The sequence below is a fragment of the Pantoea sp. EKM103V genome (genome assembly GCF_011800365.1).
In the GTDB taxonomy this organism is placed as follows: Bacteria; Pseudomonadota; Gammaproteobacteria; order Enterobacterales; family Enterobacteriaceae; genus Pantoea; species Pantoea anthophila.
The window spans coordinates 459,454-477,979 of the sequence record NZ_JAALFQ010000002.1; the positions used below are offsets into that span (position 1 = coordinate 459,454).

Sequence of the window (18,526 nt, forward strand, 5' to 3'; positions counted from 1 at the left end):
TCCTGAACCTGCCGCCCCGCCAGCGCGGAGCGGCAGATAACCTGCAGCACAGCCAGCAAAGAAAGCGGCAGCTATGCGCGGACCAGCGCTTCCTGCGCCTCCAGCTCACGCACCCGGGGTATGACCTCACGTCCGAAGAATTCGACTTCTTCATGAAAGTGCAGAAACGCCAGCAGCAGCAGATCCACACCGGCCCGCTTCAGCGCGATAATCCGTTCGGCAATCTGCTGCGGTGTACCGATCAGGTTGGTTTTAAAGCCATCGTTATACTGCACCAGATCCTCAAACGACGATTTCGCCCAGTTTCCCTCGCCCTCCGGTGATGCGCTGCCCGCATTTCTGACCTCATGCTGAAAGCCTTTGACCGCATCCGGGTTAGCTTTGCGGATGATCTCCTGCAGCACCGCCTGCGCCTCCTGCTCACTGTCACGGGCAATCACAAAACCGTTCAGGCCGATCCGCACCTTGTGCTGGTTGACGCTGGCTTTCGCCCTGATGTCGGCCACCTGCTGACGCACCCCCTCCGGGGTATTGCCGTTGGTGAAGTACCAGTCTGACACCCGGGCGGCCATATCCCGCGCCGCCCGTGAACTGCCGCCCTGAAAAATTTCCGGCAGCGGTGACAGCGGTTTCGGTTTCATGGCGTAGTCGCGAAAGCGATAAAAATCCCCGGCAAAGGTAAAGCTCTCTTCGCGCCAGATGCCGCGCAGGCAGCGGATAAACTCTTCCGAGCGCAGGTAACGCTCTTCATGATCGAGCCAGGGTTCGCCGATCGCCTTAAATTCGCCCCGGAACCAGCCGCTGACAATATTCACGGCGATGCGCGGCCCATAGAGATGACTGATGGTGGCGATCTGCTTCGCCGCGAGCACCGGATTCCACGGGCCGGGCAGCAGAGCCGCAATTACTTTCAATCGCGACGTCTGGCTGAGCAGATCCTGAGAAAAGGTGACCGACTCATGCTGATTGTCCGCGCCGTAACCGGCGGTAAAACGGATCTGCGTCAGCGCGTAGTCAAAGCCCGCCTCTTCGGCAATCTGCGCCAGTTTCCGGTTATATCCGGCATCCCAGCGGGTACGCTGCTCTATCTGACTGATCACCAGTCCGCCTGAGACATTCGGCACCCAGTAGGCGAACTGCAGGGGTTGAGTTTCTGACATCGTTGCTCTCCTGATATAGCTGAATCACTGGTAACGTAAATTTATCCAAACTTTCAGATATAAAAGGAAAGGCTAAGCAGTAACCATGCCAGTCAGTAAGCCGCTGTTTTAACAACAGTGAATCCGGATTGACGCCGCCGGTGCTGTTGCAGATGCAGCAGGATGAAAACAGCCGGTTTGCCAATGCAACAGCCCTGTTTTGCAGGTAGCCGAGTGCGCCACAACGTGGTGTGATAGCGAACCGGGTATTCAGCAAAAGGAGGGCAGTATGATAGTCAGAGAAGCCTCGCCTGAAGAGGCGCATCGTTTATGGGAGATCAGAAATCGGGCGATCCGCCACGGCTGCCAGCATGCCTATCCGCCAGAGGTGCTGACCGCCTGGACGCCAGACCGGATGCCCGCCAGCTTTCCGGCGATGATCCGCGAGAACCCCTTTTTCGTGATTGATGGCCCGGCCGGCGAGCCGGTTGCGACCGGATTGCTGGATCTCAGCGCGGCCAGCGTGGAGGCGATTTTTACGCTGCCTGAATTTACCGGACAGGGCCTGGCGGGCCGGATTATCGACAGAATCAAAGCGGAGGCGCTACAGCGTGGCTATCACCGTCTGACGCTGGCTTCGACGCCCAATGCTGCCGGCTTTTATCAGCAGCATGGCTTCCGGGTTCTGGGCGAAAGTCTCTATCCTTCGAAGCTGGCGGGCTGTGCGTTACGCTGTGTGGAGATGGCGATTACGCTCTGACGTTCTGCTGCGCGGGGCGTGCCACAAGTTTCCCGCGCAAAGACTTCGCAAGCTCACGCCGGTAAGGTATAGTCCGCGTTTTTTGGAGGAACCATGCTGACTGACTCATCAACTCGTCTCAATAAATACATCAGCGAGAGCGGTATCTGCTCCCGCCGCGACGCCGATCGATACATCGAGCAGGGCAACGTTTTCATTAACGGCAAACGCGCCACTGTGGGCGCGCAGGTATTTGCAGGCGATGTGGTGAAGGTGAATGGTCAGCTGATCGAGCCGCGTGATGAAGAGGATCTGGTGCTGATCGCGCTGAATAAACCGGTGGGGATTATCACCACGATGGAAGAGGGCGAGCGCGATAACATCAGCGACTTCGTTAATCATAGTAAGCGCGTCTTCCCGATTGGCCGTCTCGATAAAGATTCTCAGGGCCTGATTTTCCTGACCAACCACGGCGATCTGGTCAATAAAATCCTGCGCGCCGGTAACAACCACGAGAAAGAGTATGTGGTGACCGTCGACAAACCGATCACCGATGAGTTTATTGCCGGTATGGGCGCGGGCGTGCCCATGCTCGGCACCGTCACCAAAAAGTGCAAAGTGAAAAAGGAAGCGCCGTTTGTCTTCCGTATCACGCTGGTGCAGGGGCTGAATCGCCAGATCCGCCGTATGTGTAAGCACTTTGGCTATGAAGTGACGAAGCTTGAGCGTACCCGCATCATGAATGTCAATCTCAAAGGCATACCGCTGGGCGAGTGGCGCGATCTGACTGACGACGAACTCATTGAGCTGTTTAAACTGCTGGAAAATTCTTCGTCTGAAGAAAAACCGGCTAAGAAAGCCAAAGCGCCTGCTAAACCTGCGGCGGGAAAAAAAGCGCAGAAAGGCCCGGCGAAACCGGCTGAAAAAGCGGATGCCGGTGGTGCCTCACGCAAGCGCTTTACCCAGCCGGGTCGCAAGAAGAAAGGACGCTGAGGCCTTGCCCTCGCAGAGCGCCGCCCCTGCGCGCTCTGCCTCGCGTCTCGATCCGGCCCCTCACGGGATGATGCGGGCCGCTCTGAAGCGACTGGACAGATCGCAAAACATCTGATCCGTCGCGCGATAGTGGTGAAACCCCGCCCGCCGCAGCTTGCTGCCATCACCAAACATGTCGTAATCCCAGCCAAAGACAAAATCCGCGAACGTTCCATCACTCAGGGCCAGAATGTCGGGCTGCACCAGGGCGTTCTCTTCCGCAATCTTCCGCCAGAGCCCTCGGTAATCCTGAAAAAGCTGCCGGAAAGAGAGGGTAACCGGCGGCGCGATTGCCAGTTCAAACCAGGCCGCGATGACCGGCCACAGTTCACTCCAGCGCCAGAGGTCGCCATTGTTGATATTAAAGGCCTGGTTGGCCGCCGCGGGCGCACATGCGGCCCAGAGCGTCGCATCGGCAAGCAGTGAGGCGTCGGTAAAATCGACCATGCTGTGCCAGGTTGCCAGCGAACCGGGAAAGCGTAACGGCAGCTGCGCCGCCCGGCAGAGGGAAGCATACAGCGCCAGACTCAGGGCCAGATTCATGCTGTTGCCCGGCCATTCGCTCCCCACCACGCCGGGTCGCAGGGCGCTCCAGTGCCAGGCTTTACCCTGCTGCTGTGCGCTCAGCCAGGCCAGCTGTGCGGCGTTAAATTCGGCACCCGGCACACCAGGATCGCTTTCCCGCGCCGGGGTTTTGAACCGGCCCAGATGCGCGCCGTAGACTTTGTATCCCTGCATCAGGCTGACATGCTCAAGCGGCGCGATAGCCTCAATGACCCGCACCAGATTCTGCAGCATCACCAGATTGGGCTCCACCATCGCCTGCCAGTCAGCGGCGCTGAGCCAGGCACTGTAGAAGAGATGCGTGACGTCAGTCAGCGAAGCGAGCTGCTGCGCACTCTGCTCCGGATCCCGCAAATCGACCCGGAAGGTTTCAATCCCGCTCCCGGCAGCGGCAGCGCGGTGGGTCAGCGCCCTGACCTGCCAGTGATTGTCAGCCAGCGCCTGGCAGAGTTGCTGCCCGACAATCCCGCTGGCGCCTGCCACTAATGCCACCCTGTTTTTCTGCGTCATGCTTACCTTCCCCTCTTATTGAGTAACGGAACGCATTCTCACCTGCCAAAGATTCTGATTAAATCCCACCAGCCGGATATCACTTATCAGGAAAATCATTAAATGCAGAACAAACTGAATGCCATTCAGACCTTCATCCGGGTGGCGGAAGCGGGCTCCTTCTCGGCAGCGGCACGGCAGAACGGCATGAAACAATCGGCCGTAAGTCAGCAGATTGCAGCCCTTGAGGAGGCGCTGGGCGTTGTGCTGCTGCACCGCACCACCCGCAGCATGGCGCTGACGGAGCAGGGGCAGCGTTATCTGCAGCAGGTCAGACACCTGCTCAATGCGATGGAGGAGCTGGAGCAGCAACTGCGGCCCGACTCGCAACCGCTGAGCGGGAGGATGCACATCCAGTTACCGAGCGGCATCGGCCAGCGGTTGATGCCGTCTCTGATTGCCTTCCAGCAGGCGCATCCGGCCCTGCAGTTAACCCTTGCGCTGGAAGATCGTCTGTCAGACCTGATTGCGGAGGGCGTTGACCTGGCGATTCGTCTGAGTGAGTTGCCGCCAACCACGCTGGCGGCCCGGGTACTGACCACCGTTGAAACCGTGCTGGTGGCGTCCCCTGATTGGATCGCCCGTCACGGTACACTCCAGACTCCGGCTGAGCTGGCGCATCATCCCCATGTCCGTTTCAGCGGCGTTTCCCCGGACGCCCCGCTGCAGTTGCTCTCGGCGACAGAGAGGATCTCTGTTCCGGTGAAGAGCGTGTTTCGCGCCAACAACAGCGATGCCCTGAGGCAGGCTCTGGAGGCCGGGCTGGGGATTGGCGGATTGCAGACCCTGATTGGCGCGGAGGCGCTGGCATCCGGCAGGCTGGTACGGCTATTACCGGACTGGCGGCTTCCCGACCGCTATCTCTACGCCATTTTCCCTGATGCCCGTTTTATTCCTCACCGGGTACGCGCGCTGGTGGCGCGGTTGAGTGAAGTGCTGGAGGCGGAAGACCAGACAGGAAGGACGGCATGATTGAATTTTAGCCGATGCAGGGATAAACTATCCCCTGATTGGGGATAGGGAATGACATGGACGCACTCTTCATCGAACTTTCCAGCTTTCAGAAATACCGGCCTGATTATCTTAGTGATGACCATTTACGACAAAGATCAACGCGATGACCTCACTAAGGCGCAGCGAGATGCGCTGGCGACGGCACTGCAGGTGATCAAAAAAGGGCTAAGGCATGTCTGAACGCGATATTTTCAGTGAACTCATGACGGGGATGCAGGAACTCCAGGATCACCAAGAGGGAAAGATCACGCTGAAGCATCACAAGGTGACAAAACGCGCGCCTGTTACCCTTACGCCGCAGGAGTTGCGCGACGTCCGTGAAAAACTCAATCTCTCTCAGGCTGTATTTGCTCATTACCTTCACACAGGTGAAACCACTTATCAGAACTGGGAGCAGGGCAGAGCCAGACCTAATGCACAGGCAGTTTTATTGATTCGTATGGTCCAGCAGAATCCTGAAACACTTAAAACTCTCGCGCAGTTGTGATCTCATAAGCCGGACATCGCGCGTCATCAGGACGCGCCTCTCAGCTGCCTGCTCTGTGCGGTGAAAGATCCTGAACCTCCCCGGTCGTTCCGCCGGACCCCATCCGCCACGGCCATACAGCGGTCACATTCAGAACAGCGACACTTTTCACTCTGATCAGAGCGTGGCAGGATAAGCGCAAACTATCATGGAGTGAGCCTGATGTTACTGAAAGGTATGAACGATCCGCTGCTGAAAGCGTATCAGCATCCGAAGTCACGGATGATGATCAGCCGTTTCAGGGGACTGGCGGGCGATCGACGCGTCAGTGACTGGCAGGCGTTCACTATTCTGGTGACAGGCTTTACCAACTACTGGTTTGTGCAGGCCGGTCACTACTCAATTAATGTCACCCTGACCAAAACCCGCCAGTTCGATTTTCTGCAGGACTTTCTGCATTTTACCGTGACGCTGGATGGCCTGATTGCAGATGAACATTTTGGCAGCCCGGACTTTGTGCTGCCCCATTACGACGTGCCCTACGAATTCTGCCGCTGGCGCAACAAACGCGGCTACGACGCCTTAACCACCTATGTCAGTAAACAGGGCGTGAAATCCCACAAGGGGATCTTTACCGTCTCGGAAGGCCTCTCCCCGGAGGAGCAGGTGATGAAATGGGAAGGGGTGGTAAACGTCTACGACAAAACCTTTTTCAGCGTGACGAACTTCAACACCACGCAGGAATTTCTGATCAAAGATATCAGCCGATCGATTCAGGAAGGTCTGCTGAAACACCTGAGTTTTTACCGCGACCTGTTTCACTACATCTTCCCCACACCCACTGAGGCGCGATTGCAGGCGCGGGATGACAGGCGCTATCTGGCTAAAAAATAGCGCCCTGGTGCACCCCGCGTTGTGCCGCAAAGTCAGCCGTTTCTCTGCGGGTTTACCACTTCATCTCGCCGGTGTTCACTTTCGCGCTGAGCTCCAGCGAACCCGGCTCGGCCAGTCCTGGCCAGGCGGCCGTCATGGCGCTAATCACCTCTGCTGAGGTTTTGTGCTGCGACAGCGCCTGCTCAAAGGACTTCAGGTAGTTGAGGGTAAAATCCACGGCCTGCGATCCGGCGGGGCGCGCACCCAGATAGTGACCCGGGATGACGTTCTGCGGATGCAGCGTCTGCATCTCTGTCAGTATATGACGCCACGCCGCACGGCTTTCAGGGGTCTGGGTGTCTGCTGTCCAGACATGAATGCCGGAAGAGAGGGCCGTCCCACCCAGAATGGTGCTGGCGGAGGGGATCCAGACGTAAGCGGCATACTGATCCGGATGACGCAGCTCCAGCACTTCACCGTCTACGCTAAACCGTGTCTCATGCGTCACCTCTGGCACGGTCAGCGCGTCAGGCGCGCCCTGCTTCATCTGCGGACCCCAGTATTTCAGCTTCGCCTCATGGGTCTCCTGAATATGTTTCACCACAGCGGGTGAGGCCACCACCTTCACATCCGGCCAGGCTTTAACAATCGGTTCCAGGCCAAAATAGAAGTCGGGATCGCCGGAGGTTATCACGATTTCTTTCAGTTTTTTGCCGCTCTGTTTAATCATCGCCACCAGCTTCTCACCATCCTCCGTGCTGAACTGCGCATCAAACAGAATGGCTTCGGTGGGGCCGGAGACCAGCGTAGATGAAACGGCAAACAGGCCCTTTTCCTGTGGATTATAGGTTTCAAGTTTCAGGGTCGTGGCGCTGGCAGAGGCTGAAGCCAGCATCATAATTAAAGCGTGAGCGGCAATTTTCATGTTTATCCTCAGAGGGTAATCGCCGCACAGGGCGGCGCAAATGATCATGTTTTGTGTCAGTGGCGCTATTTTACGCATTCTGACATCTGTTAAAATTCCCGAAATCAGACATGCTGAGTTTCATAATCCGAACAGGTAAAACAGATGGACAGAGTGACTGCGGCGGCCGTTTTTAACCGGATCTGTGAGCTGGGAAGCCTGAGTGCGGCATCACGCGCACTGGGGATCTCCCGTCCCATGGTGAGCCGTTATCTGGAAGAGATGGAGAGCTGGGCCGGAACGCGTCTGCTGCATCGCTCGTCACGTCGTCTGACGATCACCCCTGCAGGCGAGGCGATTCTGGAAAAGACCCGCCAGCTGGCACGCCTTTCGGAGGAGATCCGTCAGGAGACCCCGCAGGGAATACCCGCCGGGACATTGCGCATCGCCTGCGCGCACTTCACGGCTGTCCACCTTGTCGGTCCGGTGATCCCCGACTTTCTGGCGCGCTATCCGGCCCTGCGCATCGAGCTGGAGATCAATAATCAGCCTGTCAGCCTGATTGGTGAACGGATCGATCTCGCCATCCGCATCACTGATACGCCGGAGCCGGGCACTATCGCCCGCCGCCTGGGTGACTGCTGCTCTGTCCTCTGCGCCTCACCGGCCTATCTGCAGCAGCACGGGATGCCGCAAACGCCTGACGATCTGGCGCACCATAACTGCCTCTGTTACAGCCATTTCGCCGGACAGAGCTGGCACTTTACCTCCCCGCAGGGAGAGAAAATGGCGGTGGCGGTCAAAGGAAATTTCAGCGCCGGGATCTCCTCTCTGTTGTGTGATGCGGCCAGTGCAGACTGTGGGATTGCGATGGTGCCCGAGCAGGAGGCGCGTCAGGCTCTGGAAAGCGGAAAACTGGTCACCTTACTGCCCGATTATGAGCCGGGACGCATTGGCATCTGGGGACTTTACCTGTCGCGGGAACATCAGCCTGCAGCACTGCGGCTGATACTCAATGAACTGCAGCGCAACCTTTTGGGTCATGCCTGAGCCAGCCTCACAACCGATAACAGGGAAGAAGAAATGAGTGACAATCAACCCCTTTACTGGAATCGTATGGTGCCAGAACTCACCGTAACCGATTTTGCCGCCTCACTGCATTTTTACACGACGGTACTGGGATTCAGCGTGAGAATACAGCGGCAGCAGCCGGACTTCGCTTACCTGTGCTATGGCGAGGCGCAACTGATGATTGAGCAGTTTCATCCTCAGGGCTGGAACACGGCAGAGCTTCACTGGCCGCTGGGACGGGGCATCAATTTTCAGATTGAAGTGGATGATATTCAGGTCGTGCTGACTCGGGTGCAAAAGCAGGGTATTCCGCTCTATCGCCCGCTGCGGGATACGGTGTATGACACCGGCGGGACAACCGCCTGTCAGCGCGAGTTTCTTCTGCAGGATCCGGATGGTTATCTGCTGCGGTTCAGCCAGTATCTGGAATGAGCTGAAAACATTTCGGGTAAATTCCGCAGTGGCAGCGCGGATATCTCTCATTCCGGAACGCCTGAGTGATATTTATTTTGAACAGGCAGTCAGAATAAAAATCATCATGCACATTTCTGTCACTGCAGAAAATGCCTCAGCTTATTTAACCTTTCCACTAATCCGTCTTTGCGTTTAACTCCTGCTATTCTGTGTTGATGTTAATTATACCGTTAACGCCAAAAATTCTTTTTTTACTATCGATGTTAAAAAAACGAGGGCGATGAAAAGTCCGGCTGGCGAAGATTTACATTTAATTCTCTTTTCAGTGCTTAATCTTTTGCGATCTGCGCCGATAACTCCTGACACACATTCAGGAGGATGCAGGATGAAATCATTTTTACTCGCTGGCTTTACCACGCTCTTAATGACAATCGCCGGGGCAGCAAGTGCTGGTTCGGATTCAGGCACGATTACCTTTCGCGGCATGGTGACGAATGATTCATGTGATATGAACACCGGAAAGAATCAGGTCGTGTTCAGTTGTTATGATTCTGGCAGGGGAAAGACTACGCTGACGACGGCTGATCTCCGAAATCTCCACTCTCTGAACAGGTTACCTGCAGAAGTGAAGATGCACTGGTTAAACGCCGAAAAAACCAGAGGGATTCTGTCCCTCACTTATCTTTAATTTTTTTGCCATTCTGACGAAAATTGATTGCGCCCGGGGCGAAACAGGAATAAAAGTAACGTTACCAAACCCACAGCGAAAAAGTGGGTATCAGAGAAAACCTTATATCGCCAGACCCTTTTTGTCAGCACCAGGGAACCAGATGCAAAAAAAAGCCCACCTTATAAAAGGTGGGCTTTTTCACTGTTAATGCGCTTCAGTTAATTATGACGGGTCAGAGGAGCGCTGCACAAAATAGCGCGTGCTTTTCTGTTCTGCCTTTTTACGGCGCAGCAGCAGGCTGGTCGCAATAATAACCAGCGTTAAACCGCCCGTCGCCACTAATTCTGTCTGGTGTTTAGGATCAAACAGCATGATCACCAGCACCGTGACGATAAACAGAATCGTGACCCAGGTCAGACCGGGAAACAGCCACATGCGGTAAGTCAGGACTTCACCCGCCTGCTCGCGTTTTTTGCGCAGCACCAGATGGGATGCGGCAATCACCAGGTAGACCAGCAGCGCAATGGCACCCGAGGTGGCGAGTAAAAATTCGAAGACCGCGCTGGGCGCCAGGTAGTTGGCGATCACCGCCAGAAACGCTGCCGCAGTCGAGAGCAGCACCGCAACCCAGGGTGTGCCGCTGCGATTGGTGCGTGAGGCCGCAGCGGGCGCATCCTTGCGGCGTGATAGCGAGTAGAGCATGCGCGAGGAGGTGTAGAGCGCCGAATTCAGACAGCTGCACACCGCCATCAACACCACCAGATCGACGATCAGCCGGGCATGAGGAATGCTCATCGCCTGCAGAGCGGTCTGCCAGGAACCCTGTTCAACCAGGCCTGGCGTATTCCACGGAACCAGCGCCACCACGAAGAAAATCGACAGCAGGTAGAACAGCGCGATACGCCAGATCACCGAGTTAGTCGCTTTCGTAATCTGCCGGCCGGGATTTTTCGACTCTGCGGCGGCAATAGTGACAATCTCGGTGCCCATAAAAGAGAACATCGTGGTCAGGATAGCCGCCACCACCGCGCCGAGGCCATTTGGCATGAAGCCGTTGGTGTCATAAAGATGCGACAGGCCGCTGGTGTGACTGTCAGGCAGCAGACCAAACACGGCGGCACCTGCGACGGCCAGGAACAGGATGATCGCCACGACCTTGATCAGGGCAAACCAGAATTCAAACTCACCGTAATTTTTCACGCTCAGCAGGTTGGTAATGGTCAGTAAGAGCGTGATGGCGAAGGTGAACTGCCAGATGGCCACATCAGGGAACCAGGCGTGCAGGATCGTGCCTGCCGCATTGGCTTCCAGCGGGATCACCAGCACCCAGAACCACCAGTAGAGCCAGCCGATGGTAAACCCGGCCCAGCGTCCCAGCGCTTTCTCCGCATAGGTGGAGAATGACCCGGAATCGGGTGAGGCCACCGCCATCTCCGCCAGCATCCGCATGATCAGCACAACCAGCAACCCGGCGGCTGCATAGGAGATCAGCACGGCGGGGCCCGCTTCAGAAATAGCATGGCCGGAGCCAACAAACAGCCCGGCGCCAATTACGCCGGCAATCGAGAGCATGCGCACGTGGCGCGGTTTCAGGTTCTGAGCCAGCGAATCTTCATTCGCACTCTGAGTCATCGTCATGTCAACGTCTCCGGGGGACGCCCGGCCATGCTGGCCGGACGAACAGGAAAGGGGCTTGTGATTAACGAGCCAGTAAAATCATGCCGGGACGACAGGGTGTCCGGCAGGGGCAACACAGCGATCGATCACCGTGGAGAGAAGGGTCAGCGCCTGGCTGAACTGGGCATCCGGAATGGTAAGCGGGTAGAGGAAGCGGATAACGTTGCCTTTCGCGCCGCAGGTCAGCAGCAGCAGGCCCTGTTCCATCGCCATCTTCTGAACGGCCTGCGCGGTGCTGGCCTGATAGAACTCCATCGCCACCATCGAACCCAGCGCCCGCACTTCGGCGATATCAGGGTGTTTGCGCTGCTGCGCCTCCAGTTCAGCGACAAGCCGGCCACCGAGATCCACGGCGCGCTGACAGAGCTGCTCCTCCTCGATCACATCCAGCACCGCGTGAGCCGCCGCGATGGCTAACGGATTTCCGGCATAGGTACCGCCCAGTCCGCCAGGGGCAGGCGCGTCCATCACCTCAGCGCGACCGGCCACGGCGGAGAGGGGCATCCCGCCCGCCAAGCTTTTCGCCATGGTGATGATGTCGGCTTTCACCGGATAGTGTTCCATGGCAAACAGCCTGCCAGTGCGGGCAAATCCGCTCTGTACTTCATCCGCAATCAGCAGGATGCCGTGACGGTCAGCCAGTTCACGCAGCTGCACCATAAATTCTGCCGGTGCCGCATGGAATCCGCCTTCACCCTGCACCGGTTCCAGTACGATTGCCGCAACATCATGGGGCGCAATGTCCTGTGTGAAAATCTCATCCAGGCTGGTCAGTGCCGCCTCAACGCTGATCCCCTGCACCGCGCTGGGGTAGCGGGCGTGGAAAACGGAAGGGGGCATCGGGCCGAAGTCGCGCTTGTAGGGGGCGACTTTGCCGGTCATGGCCATGGTCATAAAGGTGCGGCCATGAAACGCGTTGCCAAAGGTGATGATGCCGTGACGACGGGTATAGGCACGCGCCACTTTAACCGCGTTTTCTACCGCTTCGGCACCGGTGGTAAAGAAGGCGGTTTTCGCTGCACCGGCAACCGGCACCCGCTGATTGATGCGTTCAGCCAGTGCGATATAGCTTTCGTAAGGGGTGATCTGGAACGCCGTATGGGTAAACTTTGTTAACTGTTCGGCCACCGCCTGCTCGATGCGTGGATGGCGATGACCGGTGTTCAGCACGGCGATGCCGCCTGCGAAGTCGATCCAGCTGTTACCAGCCTGATCCCATAAGGTGGCGTTTTCTGCCCGGGCAACATACCAGTCGCACAGCGTACCGATGCCCTTAGGCAGAGCCTGTGCTTTACGTTCCTGCATCAGGTTATTTTTTTCGCTCATTTGATCCACCTCATTGATATGCGTGTTTACAATTCCCGACAAACACGTTTATTTATGCCTGAGGCGTGGTGAGTTGCCAGAGCCAATTATCAGAGGAAGGATGGAGCCAATTGCGACTCTTGTACGCCGATCATCTATTAGCACGGTTACAGTTTATGAAAACCGGTTCCCTGCATCAGCGACTGCTCAACTGTATGCAGGCCGCGATCACGGAAGCGGTCTTTCCGCGCGGCAGTCGTTTGCCGCCCACCCGCGATCTGGCGCGTGAACTCGGCGTGTCGCGAAACACGGTCATGCATGTCTATGAAAGTCTGATGGCGCAGGGCTACGTGACCGCGCGCACCGGCAGCGGCACGTGGATTGCCGAGACGCTGCCGGAGAGTTCGCTGCAGAGTGATGCGATTGCCGACCTGGCCGTCGTGAAGGCGCAGCGACCGGCCACCCTGTCGAAGCGAGGTGCCACACTGCTGGGGCACGCCACCGCGTCCCCTTATCAGTGGGGAGCATTTGTGCCTGGCGCGCCCGACGTGACCGAATTTCCCCATAAGCTGTTCAGTCAGATTCAGGCGCGCCTGAACCGGGAGCCTGACGTCCATCGGCTGGTTTACAGCAGCGGCGGCGGCTGCCCCGATCTGCGTCATGCGCTGGTCGATTATCTGCGGGTGGCGCGTTCCGTGCAGGCCGATGCCGATCAGATTCTGATCACTGAGGGCGTTCACCAGGCGGTCGATCTGGTCACGCGGGTATTGTGCGACCCAGGCGATCGGGTCTGGATGGAGGAGCCGGGCTACTGGGGGACACGCAATCTGCTGCGGATGAATGGCCTGAAAATCCGGGCCATGCCGGTGGATGAGCAGGGCCTGGTGCCCGACAGCGGGCCGCCACCCAAAATGGTGTTTGTCACACCTTCCCATCAGTACCCGCTGGGGGTGCATCTGAGCCTGGCACGTCGTCAGGCGTTGCTCACACTGGCGCGCCGTCATCAGAGCTGGATTGTCGAAGATGACTACGACAGCGAATTTCGTTTCTCCGGACAGCCGCATCCCTCGCTGCAGGGGCTGGAAGCCGATGCGCCGGTGATTTACATGGGCACGTTCAGTAAAACGCTCTATCCCGCCCTGCGCATTGGCTATCTGGTGGTGCCAAAACCGCTGGCTCAGCCGATGCGCATCGCGGCAGCGGAACTCTATCGCGGCGGACATCTGCTGATTCAGCGGGCGCTGGCGGAGTTTATCCGGCTGGGTCATTACATGGAGCATATCCGGCGGATGCGGCTGCTTTATCGACAGCGGCGGCAGTTCCTCTGTCGGCTAATCGAGCGCTATCTGGGGCCCGCCTTCTTACCGGCTTTTAACCATGAAGCCGGTCTGCATCTGGTGATGCCGCTGCCGGCAGGCAGTGATGATGTCGCCATTGCCGCCGAGGCGCTGAAGCGCGGCGTAAAGGTGCGGCCACTATCGCAGTACTATATGCATTCTCAGGAGACGCGAGGTCTGCTGCTGGGGTATGCCTGCGTCAATGAACGGCAGTGTCAGGATGCTTTTGGCACCCTCAAAGCCTGTCTGGCGGCGACCGGTATTGTGTTCAGTCCCCAGCGCTAACGCATTGACATTTAATCAGAGTCACCGAGAATACTTCTCTTTGCGTCCCGACCAGATAAAACTGGAGTTTATCATCGCACTGAATCTTATTCCTGCCGCAGCCAGCATGGCGTTAAGGCGCGGGGCCGCACTGGCTGCGGCACTGTTGCTCGTCAGCTGCGCCTCTGAGCCGCCGCGGTCGCTGGTGACGCCTTTTCCACCGGTCACGAAACAGCCGTTACCGCCAGCCAGCCAGCCGGTGCAGCCTCAGGCCCGGCAACCGATGCGCGGCGTCTGGTTAGCTACCGTATCCCGTCTTGACTGGCCTCCCGTCGCATCGGTCAATGGTGCCAGCCCGGCAGAGCGCATCCGGATGCAGCAGCAGTCGCTTATCGACAAGCTGGATAAACTGAAAAGCCTGGGAATTAACACGGTTTTTTTCCAGGTGAAGCCCGATGCCACGGCGCTCTGGTCCTCTAAAATTCTGCCCTGGTCCGATATGCTGACCGGCAGAATCGGCGAAGATCCCGGTTACGATCCGCTGCAGTTTATGCTGGATGAGGCACATAAACGCGGTATGAAAGTCCACGCGTGGTTCAACCCCTATCGGGTTTCGGTCAACATCAAACCCTCTACCACCAGTGAGCTGAACCGCACGCTCTCTCTTCATCCGGCCAGCGTGTTTGTGCTGCACCGTGACTGGATTCGTACCGCAGGCGACCGCTACGTGCTCGATCCCGGCATCCCGGACGCACGCGACTGGATCACCAGTATTGTGGCCGAGGTGGTGGCGCACTATCCGATCGACGGTGTGCAGTTCGATGACTATTTCTATGCGGAATCGGCAGGCTCCCTGCTCAACGACAGTCAGACCTTCAGCCGTTACGGGCAGGGCTTCGCCAGCAAAGCCGACTGGCGGCGTCACAATACGCAACAGCTTATTGAGCAGGTCTCCCGTACCATTAAACAGCTGAAGCCGGAGGTGGAATTTGGTGTCAGCCCGGCCGGTGTCTGGCGCAACCTGTCGCACGATCCGGCGGGTTCAGATACCCGAGGCGCAGCGGCCTACGATGAAGCCTATGCGGATACCCGTCGCTGGGTTCAGCAGGGGCTGCTGGATTATATCGCGCCACAGCTCTACTGGCCGTTCTCCCGTCAGGCTGCCCGTTATGACGTGCTGGCAAAGTGGTGGGCAGAGGTGGTGAAGCCCACCAGAACCCGGCTTTACATCGGTCTGGCGCTCTACAAGGTGGGCGAGCCTTCGCGGATTGAGCCTGACTGGACGCTGCAGGGCGGAGTGCCGGAACTGAGAAAGCAGCTCGACCTCAATGAGTCCTGGCCCCATATCGACGGCACCATTCTTTTCAGAGAGAACTATCTCAATCAGCCGCAGACTCAGCAGGCGGTGAGTTATCTGAAAAGTCGCTGGGGCGGCTGACATCGACACGGCAGCATAGTTATGGCTTCTGCGCTCAACGCATACCCGATGAAACGAATGCCGGTGAAGCTGGCGTGATGCATGCTCGCGGATGCTGCTTTCTCCCTGCGACAGGTGTAACGGTAACGGACTCTCCATTTCGTTAAACCTGTTCACAGGACGGCAGTAATGCAACTGCAGCAGATAACAGTATTGGAAATATTGCGACATAACAAAAATTCGGGGGTGACGTAACTGTCTTATCTATTAATTTCAGAAGTTGATTGGTGAAGTCAGTCAGAAGCACTTATGATCTCGCGTAGTTATTCCACTCATCACGATATACGATATTGCCATCCATATATTTCCATGTGATTGCCTCATAGCGTAATTCCAGCGTTTCGAGATGCGTACTGCTCATCCCGCCAGGGGCAAGGTAGGGTGCGACTGTCGTAAATTTGACATTTTCCAGAATGATATTGAAATATTCGGCTTCGATTCCGGATTCCAGAATGCGATACATTCGGATAGTGCCTTTCTTCATTGTCCGGCCTTCACAGACTGCTCTGTAGAGTAGCGGCGTTGTTTGATCAAACTCTTTGACTATCGTTACAGGGCTATGGACCCGCGTTCCCGTGAGCTTTCCCCAGCTGGGATCGACAGGTATGGTTACGCCGTGAGAGAACGATTTTAATTCGATGGAGCCCAACCGCAGTGGCATCTGACAGCTGCCTGTGACGGGAGAACCGTTTTCATCTTCAAGCCATAAATGGGCGGGTGTAGACATAATTTTTTCAATTCCTTATGAGGTTAAAAAACTAATGGCACTTCACCACTTCACATAGCGACTAAATATATATATCACTATCAGGGCAAATATTGGCACAAGCCAGAGTGGGGCTGAAGGAAATAGTATTATCTGGAATAAGGCATAGGCAATTATTATAGCCTGTGGAGCATATAACCCTATCAGTGAAGTGAAAATCCGCTTCAGAAGTCGTTTAATAATATTAAGCAGCATTATCTTATCATCCTGGTGATGATGTTTGCTATATTTTCGTCTGACGCTACGTGCTGAAATACCTCAGCACGTTTAAATAGAGGGTCTATTAAAAAATACATCATTTCAAGCTCATGCATGTATAAAGTCTGATAATAAGCGGGGAATTTAATATGTAAGCTTTGAGCACTATCAGCAGCTTTTTGCACTATGCCATAAAAACCCGTTGCCATTATGATGCCCCCTCCCATACGTCCTGCAAGAGCTGCTATATTTTGATGAATATTTAAACCTAATGAAACTGCAGTTGCCGTCGCTGATGCAAATCCTAAATTAGTCAATGAACTTGCTGCGATATGAATATTTGTTGCCATAAGCAAATGCTTAATATGTTGTAGTTGCTCAGGTGTTTTATAGCGCAATATCTCATTAAAATAGATATTAAGCATTTCATAAATAATATCTTCATGTCGCAATAGGTGGTAAATACCTTTCGCAAAGCGAATATCTTCGGTCTTTTGCTGCAGGCAAACATCTTTATATTCATCGGTAAAGCAGGAGGTGTAATAGAGCAAGCGTCTGGCGCCAGCGCCTGTCATCTCAATCTGATTTAATACGGCTTCCTTAACGCCTGAGACAGCGTGATCGAGTTGATTAGCTAAAATGTTATTTTGCTGTAAATATCTTATCACCTGATGGCTGTATGGCATTGCTCATTCCCTCGAACCATTCATCCCTGTTTTATGTCTCACATTATCTGGCCGTTCTTTTTATGTAAATACGGTTAACGCTTCAGTAATGCGCTTGATCAATATAACCTGAAAGATGTCCCGCAATTGTGTGATCGGTTTATTCACAAAGCGCTTAAATAGGTTACCTTCGGTTCTTTTTGATGAATTGTCAGAATATGGAAAGGGACTTCAGGAAAGAGTGGTCAACGCCGCAGGTATGATAATAGCCTCGGCTACCTGTCTGCTTTTTAGCCGCGGTCAAACGGTGAAGCAGGCGTTAATCGCCTGAAGGGTAATGGCTCAATCCGGGCGGCGCGTTTCAGCAGATAGCATTGCATTGTCAGTTGCACACAGCGCTTAAAAGATGTCCGGTAACGGGACTGACTAAATAGCGCACCGGCGGTGAGTGATTCGGTGACTTTAACTCCGGCGTTTTAAACGTGTACAGAGACGCAGACGTGTTTAAAAACGGTTACAAAAGGGTGCTCAAAAACCCTCGAAATACCAAGCGTGCGAATACGTTACTGTTATAGTTGCTTTTTAAATGGGAGGAACTATGAGCAATCTGATTGATATTTTCACAAGTCACAAAAGTGAACGCAGTTTCACTGAGCAACCCGTTGATGAGGCTGTACTGGATCGGATTATCAGTACCGCTTACCGTGCGCCAACATCGGTCAACTCGCAGCAGGTTTCTGTCGTCATCACGCGTGACGCAGGCCGTCGCGCGGAGATCGCCGCGATTGCGGGTGGTCAGCCGTGGATTGCTAAAGCACCGGTGTTCATCACCTTTGTACTTGATATGCATAAATCTGCCGTAGCGATGTCTGCGGTCGATCAGCAGCAAATCGCGCATCAGAGCATCGAAAGCATCGTCTCTGGCTCAACCGATATCGGGATTGCGCTGGGCTCTGTGATGGCTGCCGCGCGCGCAGAAGGATTAGGCATTGTGCCAATTGGCGGGATCCGCCGCGATCCGCAAGCGATGATTTCATTGCTGGATCTGCCGCCGCTGACGTTCCCTGTGGCAGGTGTGGTCATTGGTCATGTTGATGAACCCGCTCATCAGAAACCCCGTCTGCCGCTGGCGACCTTCCGCCATGACGAGACCTATAAAACCCAGGGGCTGGAGCAGCAGATTGCCGCTTATAACGATGAGATGGTGCAGCACTGGAAAAACATCGGCCGCAACGATGGCGAAAGCTGGAGTGCAAGCGTCGGTGGTTATTACAAAAACATCTACTTCCCGGCTGTGCTGCCTGCACTGCTGAAGCAGGGTTTCGGCACCGATAAATAAGCCGCGCATTTACCGCGAAACACGCCATGGCCACCCGTAACCAGATACGGGTGGCCTTTTTCA

The 18,526-nt window shown here is 55.6% G+C and carries 19 protein-coding genes; 12 read left to right on the top strand and 7 right to left on the bottom strand.

Annotated features, from left to right (window positions below; all coding sequences use genetic code 11):
• Positions 1-71: 71 nt before the first annotated feature.
• Positions 72-1,160, bottom strand: coding sequence for a dimethylsulfone monooxygenase SfnG (gene sfnG, locus HFD97_RS08520; RefSeq protein WP_009092813.1), 1,089 nt, complete (start codon positions 1,158-1,160; stop codon positions 72-74).
• A gap of 268 nt (positions 1,161-1,428) precedes the next feature.
• Between sfnG and HFD97_RS08525 the strand changes: the two genes are divergently transcribed.
• Both HFD97_RS08525 and rluF read left to right on the top strand, forming a co-directional pair.
• Positions 1,429-1,899, top strand: coding sequence for a GNAT family N-acetyltransferase (locus HFD97_RS08525; RefSeq protein WP_167431792.1), 471 nt, complete (start codon positions 1,429-1,431; stop codon positions 1,897-1,899).
• 93 nt (positions 1,900-1,992) lie between these two features.
• Positions 1,993-2,871, top strand: a complete 879-nt coding sequence (rluF, locus tag HFD97_RS08530) for a 23S rRNA pseudouridine(2604) synthase RluF (RefSeq protein ID WP_140923264.1) — start codon at positions 1,993-1,995, stop codon at positions 2,869-2,871.
• Between the two features lie 60 nt (positions 2,872-2,931).
• On the opposite strand, the gene HFD97_RS08535 is transcribed toward rluF, so the two are convergent.
• Positions 2,932-3,984 (bottom strand): SDR family oxidoreductase, encoded by a 1,053-nt coding sequence (locus HFD97_RS08535; RefSeq protein ID WP_167431793.1) that lies wholly within the window; start codon positions 3,982-3,984, stop codon positions 2,932-2,934.
• A gap of 102 nt (positions 3,985-4,086) precedes the next feature.
• On the opposite strand from HFD97_RS08535, the gene HFD97_RS08540 reads away from it, so the two are divergent.
• The 4 genes from HFD97_RS08540 to HFD97_RS08555 all read left to right on the top strand — a co-directional run bounded on the left by HFD97_RS08540 (position 4,087) and on the right by HFD97_RS08555 (position 6,397).
• Positions 4,087-4,995, top strand: a complete 909-nt coding sequence (locus HFD97_RS08540; protein ID WP_167431794.1) for a LysR family transcriptional regulator — start codon at positions 4,087-4,089, stop codon at positions 4,993-4,995.
• Between the two features lie 51 nt (positions 4,996-5,046).
• Complete coding sequence (locus HFD97_RS08545) at positions 5,047-5,217, top strand: hypothetical protein (RefSeq protein ID WP_167431544.1); 171 nt, start codon at positions 5,047-5,049, stop codon at positions 5,215-5,217.
• A complete protein-coding gene (locus HFD97_RS08550) occupies positions 5,210-5,524 on the top strand; it encodes a DNA-binding transcriptional regulator (RefSeq protein ID WP_046102778.1) in 315 nt (104 codons plus the stop codon). The genes HFD97_RS08545 and HFD97_RS08550 overlap by 8 nt, the downstream gene beginning before the upstream one ends.
• A gap of 201 nt (positions 5,525-5,725) precedes the next feature.
• Positions 5,726-6,397: a hypothetical protein gene (locus HFD97_RS08555; protein ID WP_167431795.1), complete on the top strand. Its 672-nt coding sequence runs from the start codon at positions 5,726-5,728 to the stop codon at positions 6,395-6,397.
• A gap of 52 nt (positions 6,398-6,449) precedes the next feature.
• Here the strand turns inward: HFD97_RS08555 and HFD97_RS08560 are convergent, their stop codons facing one another.
• The gene (locus HFD97_RS08560) at positions 6,450-7,301 is read right to left on the bottom strand and encodes a Vmh family MBL fold metallo-hydrolase (protein ID WP_167431796.1); all 852 of its coding nucleotides are present in this window, start codon (positions 7,299-7,301) and stop codon (positions 6,450-6,452) included.
• 144 nt (positions 7,302-7,445) lie between these two features.
• Here HFD97_RS08560 and HFD97_RS08565 point away from each other — a divergent pair, with 144 nt between their 5' ends.
• From HFD97_RS08565 to HFD97_RS08575, 3 genes are all read left to right on the top strand, one after another.
• The gene (locus HFD97_RS08565; protein ID WP_167431797.1) at positions 7,446-8,330 is read left to right on the top strand and encodes a LysR family transcriptional regulator; all 885 of its coding nucleotides are present in this window, start codon (positions 7,446-7,448) and stop codon (positions 8,328-8,330) included.
• A gap of 33 nt (positions 8,331-8,363) precedes the next feature.
• Entirely contained in the window at positions 8,364-8,783 is a 420-nt protein-coding gene (locus HFD97_RS08570; protein WP_140029334.1) for a VOC family protein, read from the top strand.
• Between the two features lie 367 nt (positions 8,784-9,150).
• The gene (locus tag HFD97_RS08575; RefSeq protein WP_150029166.1) at positions 9,151-9,453 is read left to right on the top strand and encodes a type 1 fimbrial protein; all 303 of its coding nucleotides are present in this window, start codon (positions 9,151-9,153) and stop codon (positions 9,451-9,453) included.
• Between the two features lie 204 nt (positions 9,454-9,657).
• Here the strand turns inward: HFD97_RS08575 and gabP are convergent, their stop codons facing one another.
• Together gabP and gabT are read right to left on the bottom strand one after the other, a co-directional pair.
• A complete protein-coding gene (gabP, locus tag HFD97_RS08580; protein WP_369750604.1) occupies positions 9,658-11,067 on the bottom strand; it encodes a GABA permease in 1,410 nt (469 codons plus the stop codon).
• Between the two features lie 84 nt (positions 11,068-11,151).
• Positions 11,152-12,438 (bottom strand): 4-aminobutyrate--2-oxoglutarate transaminase, encoded by a 1,287-nt coding sequence (gabT, locus tag HFD97_RS08585; protein ID WP_046102773.1) that lies wholly within the window; start codon positions 12,436-12,438, stop codon positions 11,152-11,154.
• A gap of 110 nt (positions 12,439-12,548) precedes the next feature.
• On the opposite strand from gabT, the gene HFD97_RS08590 reads away from it, so the two are divergent.
• Positions 12,549-14,039 carry a PLP-dependent aminotransferase family protein gene (locus tag HFD97_RS08590; protein WP_185155344.1) on the top strand — a complete coding sequence of 497 codons (1,491 nt, stop codon included), beginning with the start codon at positions 12,549-12,551 and terminating at the stop codon, positions 14,037-14,039.
• A 40-nt stretch (positions 14,040-14,079) separates the two neighbouring features.
• Positions 14,080-15,456, top strand: coding sequence for a glycoside hydrolase family 10 protein (locus tag HFD97_RS08595; RefSeq protein WP_167431798.1), 1,377 nt, complete (start codon positions 14,080-14,082; stop codon positions 15,454-15,456).
• A gap of 286 nt (positions 15,457-15,742) precedes the next feature.
• On the opposite strand, the gene HFD97_RS08600 is transcribed toward HFD97_RS08595, so the two are convergent.
• Entirely contained in the window at positions 15,743-16,222 is a 480-nt protein-coding gene (locus HFD97_RS08600; RefSeq protein WP_167431799.1) for a type VI secretion system tube protein Hcp, read from the bottom strand.
• Between the two features lie 233 nt (positions 16,223-16,455).
• Complete coding sequence (locus HFD97_RS08605) at positions 16,456-17,145, bottom strand: hypothetical protein (protein ID WP_150029163.1); 690 nt, start codon at positions 17,143-17,145, stop codon at positions 16,456-16,458.
• A gap of 577 nt (positions 17,146-17,722) precedes the next feature.
• Here HFD97_RS08605 and HFD97_RS08610 point away from each other — a divergent pair.
• The gene (locus tag HFD97_RS08610) at positions 17,723-18,463 is read left to right on the top strand and encodes a nitroreductase family protein (RefSeq protein WP_167431800.1); all 741 of its coding nucleotides are present in this window, start codon (positions 17,723-17,725) and stop codon (positions 18,461-18,463) included.
• Positions 18,464-18,526: the final 63 nt, after the last annotated feature.

Excerpts from the sequence above, each read along its gene's own strand:
- sfnG (WP_009092813.1), bottom strand. The coding sequence starts at position 1,160 with ATGTCAGAAACTCAACCCCTGCAGTTCGCCTACTGGGTGCCGAATGTC.
- HFD97_RS08525 (WP_167431792.1), top strand. The coding sequence starts at position 1,429 with ATGATAGTCAGAGAAGCCTCGCCTGAAGAGGCGCATCGTTTATGGGAG.
- rluF (WP_140923264.1), top strand. The coding sequence starts at position 1,993 with ATGCTGACTGACTCATCAACTCGTCTCAATAAATACATCAGCGAGAGC.
- HFD97_RS08535 (WP_167431793.1), bottom strand. The coding sequence starts at position 3,984 with ATGACGCAGAAAAACAGGGTGGCATTAGTGGCAGGCGCCAGCGGGATT.
- HFD97_RS08540 (WP_167431794.1), top strand. The coding sequence starts at position 4,087 with ATGCAGAACAAACTGAATGCCATTCAGACCTTCATCCGGGTGGCGGAA.
- HFD97_RS08545 (WP_167431544.1), top strand. The coding sequence starts at position 5,047 with ATGACATGGACGCACTCTTCATCGAACTTTCCAGCTTTCAGAAATACC.
- HFD97_RS08550 (WP_046102778.1), top strand. The coding sequence starts at position 5,210 with ATGTCTGAACGCGATATTTTCAGTGAACTCATGACGGGGATGCAGGAA.
- HFD97_RS08555 (WP_167431795.1), top strand. The coding sequence starts at position 5,726 with ATGTTACTGAAAGGTATGAACGATCCGCTGCTGAAAGCGTATCAGCAT.
- HFD97_RS08560 (WP_167431796.1), bottom strand. The coding sequence starts at position 7,301 with ATGAAAATTGCCGCTCACGCTTTAATTATGATGCTGGCTTCAGCCTCT.
- HFD97_RS08565 (WP_167431797.1), top strand. The coding sequence starts at position 7,446 with ATGGACAGAGTGACTGCGGCGGCCGTTTTTAACCGGATCTGTGAGCTG.
- HFD97_RS08570 (WP_140029334.1), top strand. The coding sequence starts at position 8,364 with ATGAGTGACAATCAACCCCTTTACTGGAATCGTATGGTGCCAGAACTC.
- HFD97_RS08575 (WP_150029166.1), top strand. The coding sequence starts at position 9,151 with ATGAAATCATTTTTACTCGCTGGCTTTACCACGCTCTTAATGACAATC.
- gabP (WP_369750604.1), bottom strand. The coding sequence starts at position 11,067 with ATGACTCAGAGTGCGAATGAAGATTCGCTGGCTCAGAACCTGAAACCG.
- gabT (WP_046102773.1), bottom strand. The coding sequence starts at position 12,438 with ATGAGCGAAAAAAATAACCTGATGCAGGAACGTAAAGCACAGGCTCTG.
- HFD97_RS08600 (WP_167431799.1), bottom strand. The coding sequence starts at position 16,222 with ATGTCTACACCCGCCCATTTATGGCTTGAAGATGAAAACGGTTCTCCC.
- HFD97_RS08605 (WP_150029163.1), bottom strand. The coding sequence starts at position 17,145 with ATGCCATACAGCCATCAGGTGATAAGATATTTACAGCAAAATAACATT.
- HFD97_RS08610 (WP_167431800.1), top strand. The coding sequence starts at position 17,723 with ATGAGCAATCTGATTGATATTTTCACAAGTCACAAAAGTGAACGCAGT.